Genomic DNA, 3365 nt, shown 5'->3' with positions numbered 1-3365 from the left:
CAGGGAGCTAACCTAGCGAATGCCAACTTAGAAGGTGCCGATCTAACGCAGGCTAATCTGGAAAAAGCTAATTTAACGGGTGTATTTGCAAATAGCGCCGATCTCCAGAAAGCAGACTTAAGTAGTGCCAATTTGAGAGAGGCTAACTTGATAAATGCTAACTTGAAGGATGCGGCTCTCGACAATGCGATTTTGCCGAATAACGTTAAATGGGATTAGTGGGTTTTTCACAACTAACTATTTGACAAAAATACAAAACTCGGTCAGAAACTGACCGAGTTTTGTGTTGAGCGATCGCTCAAAGCACAAATGCAGCAGTGCTAGACTCTATCGTGCAGTCTTTGCCGAGAGCCGAGAAGCTTCTTCCTCCAGAATCCATGACGAAGACAAATCTTCTACAAAACTCTTCTGGTTTAAACTTGCAGCTTCAACTACTCTGACGATCAGTGTTGGCAAGTAAGTGCTATTAACCATCTGATAGCCATAGCCAAAAACCTTGCCAGAGCGTCCGGTTTTCTTATGTAGTACGCTATCTCCGATATTCAGCATGATTTCAACTCTCCTAATTTGGTAATTTGCCGTTTTTTTACTACTTGAATTGCTCTCAAATGATTGGATGGATATCCCGCTTTTACCGACAATCCATCGATTTGGAATAAATTTGTCTAGGGTTGGGGAATAGAGTTCTTGCAAAAATATTGAGAACCTGTCCTAACTTTCGGAAACAAGAGGGAGTCTTATTTCCTCCTTGCGAGGAACAAAGAAGATTGATTGTTTTTATTGCAAGAAATGCCTATACACTGAAAGCCCACAACCGTTGGATGAAAACTCTTTTCTAGTGCCTTTTCTGGCGCTCTATCGGTATGAAAATCCCATCCCAAAAGACTCAGTTTTTTCAAGGAAAAAAATCTCAAGCGACTAGCTGCGGTTTGCTCGCAGATTCAACAGCAGCTTGGCACAGTAATTTGGTGTACAGATGGCTGAGTCGTAATGCCACGCTATTCCAGCTAAAGGCAATTTCTACCCGTTGGCGACCCATTTGGCCTAATTGGTCTCGCCAATCGGGATCGGCTAGGATGCGGTCAATCGCCTGTGCAAAGGCGACTTCATCTTTGGGAGGTACCAGTAAACCCGTTACCTCTGGCACTACGGTAAACTGCAAGCCGCCTACATTACTTGCAATTACCGGCGTCCGGTTAGCCATTGCTTCAATGGCAACTAAACCGAAGGGTTCGTAGTGACTGGGGACAACACACACATCGGCAGCTGAGTAGTAGAGAGGCAAATCGTTATCTTCCACACGACCGGGGAAGCAAGTGAGATCGCCAATGCCTTCTTCAGCTACGATTTTCTCAATGCGATCGCGTTCAATGCCGTCACTCTGTCCCGGACGACTTCCGCCTGCGATGAGAAGCTTCAGATCGCAAGACTTGCGAAAGCTTGATTTTGCTACGGCTCGGACTAGCGTTTCAATTCCCTTGCGTCGATCGAAACGACCCACATACAGCACTACTTTGGCGTCAGTGGCAATTCCTAGCTGTTGGCGTGCTTCTTGGCGCTGAGTGGAACCAAATTTAACGATATCTGTACCGCAGGGAATCATTTCAATCTGTCCGATCGTGGAAACAAGCGATCGCATTTGATCTTCTTCTTGCGGACTGGTAGCAATCACTCGATCCACTGTTTCCAAACACGCTTTTTCAACTGCTAGCCGTGTGGAAGCGATCGCTGGAATCTCGGAAACTGTACGATACTTCACTGCACCCAGAGAGTGATAAGTATGTACCTGCTTCAAAGATTGGTGCTTTTTCAGTTCCATTCCCACCCAAGATGACAACCAATAATTGGTATGCACCAAGGTATATTGCAAACCTTCACGCTGCTGAAATGCCTGGAATTGTTGAACAAATTCTGGTAAATAGCCGAAGAGTCGATCCCGACTCATGAATTGGGCTGGCCCAGCGGCTAATCGGATTGTCCGGCAGTTAGGTGTATGCTGAACGATATCCAGTTGCTCCGGAGTGCTGCGGCGAGTGAACATATCTACCTGCCAGCCTTGCTCAGCGAGTGCTAATCCTACTTGACGCACATAGACATTTTGACCTCCAGCTTCTTCTTGCCCAATTTCTACCGCTGGATCGCCATCTACCGAAATTAAGGCGATACGATTTTTTTCAGTCAGTAACATCGGTTGATTTTCTCCTCATAGCTAGCGTACCTGCTCTCCTACGCCAGCAGTTGAAGCACGAAAGGTGCCTCTACTCATAGTCGAGGGCAGGTACAACGAAGCGAACAGATACCAGCCAAGGACACTGATGAGATCGCGCAAATTTTAGAAAATTGCTGACTCTTCAGTCTCCTCTCAATGCCGACGGAGTTAGCTGACGGGCGAGGACTGAGAGATGTCCCTTTCTGAGGAATTAAGAATGCAAAATTAAACATTAAAATAGTCATCCTACTTTGTAATTGTTTAATTTTTTATTTTTAATCTCTCATCGATAAGCCCCAAGATTTGGTTCCTCCGCTCCAGCTTCACCTTAATTAGATAAGGTACGTTTTTTAAAGTGAGATCCTGGATTAGGCTGACTTATGTAGACTGACTGCAACCTTAACACTACAATTTTAAAATCGTCAACCTACCTTAAGATAGATGTTTTTTAATATACGATGATGATAGCTATACTTACCCTCCAGGCGTCAGACTTGCGATGTGAGGCATTTGATGTGGGCGGATGGGGTAGATAGAATACATTGGGTTAAGTTAAAAAAACCATCAACTAACTTTTGTTAGCGAATCTTCGCGTACAGTATTAACCTACACGGAAAGAACTGCAATTCGTTGTAAATAAAAGCTTTTACGTCTTTAATTTTTAGTCATTCGTTCAATATCAACTTACTCATAACTAAGAGTTAAAAACTACTAGCAACAACTCTTTAATGTTGCTACTAATCATCTAATTATAGTTTTGATAACTCGGTGCTAAATCTTTTTTAAAGGGAGATATTCGACTGATCGAAGAATTCAGGAATCTGAACTCCTAGCTTGCAATTCAAATAGGATTGCTATAGCTACAGGATAATTAGATTAGATTTAATAACCGAAGGAAATGGTAGTTGTTGAGGAAAAAAGCTTGGTTTAGCGATTAGCTGTTAGCAATTTCAATTTCCAATCGCTAACAGCTAATCGCTAATCGCTAATTGCTTTTTTAGCGACTTGCTGCCGCTTCACGAGCAGCCGCCGCTTCATCTGGGTGAATCCCCAAGCGCGTCAGATTAATCCGACCTTTGCTATCAATTTCCCGCACCTTGACAATGACTTCATCCCCGACAGCCACCTCATCTTCGACGCGACCGACTCGGTAATC

At 43.9% G+C, this 3365-nt stretch carries 3 protein-coding genes and 1 riboswitch; of the genes, 1 reads left to right on the top strand and 2 read right to left on the bottom strand.

What is annotated here, in order from left to right:
* On the top strand, positions 1–219 hold a 219-nt coding region (locus tag H6F50_RS08195), incomplete at its 5' end, for a pentapeptide repeat-containing protein (RefSeq protein ID WP_190428238.1).
* Positions 220–327: 108 nt separating this feature from the next.
* Here H6F50_RS08195 and H6F50_RS08190 read toward each other — a convergent pair.
* Complete coding sequence (locus H6F50_RS08190; protein ID WP_190428237.1) at positions 328–549, bottom strand: hypothetical protein; 222 nt, start codon at positions 547–549, stop codon at positions 328–330.
* A gap of 361 nt (positions 550–910) precedes the next feature.
* The gene (locus tag H6F50_RS08185) at positions 911–2188 is read right to left on the bottom strand and encodes a glycosyltransferase (protein WP_190428234.1); all 1278 of its coding nucleotides are present in this window, start codon (positions 2186–2188) and stop codon (positions 911–913) included.
* Between the two features lie 163 nt (positions 2189–2351).
* Positions 2352–2563: riboswitch (cyclic di-AMP (ydaO/yuaA leader) on the bottom strand.
* Positions 2564–3365 lie beyond the last annotated feature (802 nt).

Origin of the sequence: Coleofasciculus sp. FACHB-712 (genome assembly GCF_014695635.1) — a bacterium.
In the GTDB taxonomy this organism is placed as follows: domain Bacteria; phylum Cyanobacteriota; class Cyanobacteriia; order Cyanobacteriales; family FACHB-T130; genus FACHB-T130.
The sequence above is the reverse complement of the archived record's forward strand: the minus strand, read 5'-3'. Positions and strand labels throughout refer to the sequence as shown.

What these genes read in the sequence shown, in the direction of transcription:
- H6F50_RS08190 (WP_190428237.1), bottom strand. Translation starts at nt 549, where the DNA reads ATGCTGAATATCGGAGATAGCGTACTACATAAGAAAACCGGACGCTCT.
- H6F50_RS08185 (WP_190428234.1), bottom strand. Translation starts at nt 2,188, where the DNA reads ATGTTACTGACTGAAAAAAATCGTATCGCCTTAATTTCGGTAGATGGC.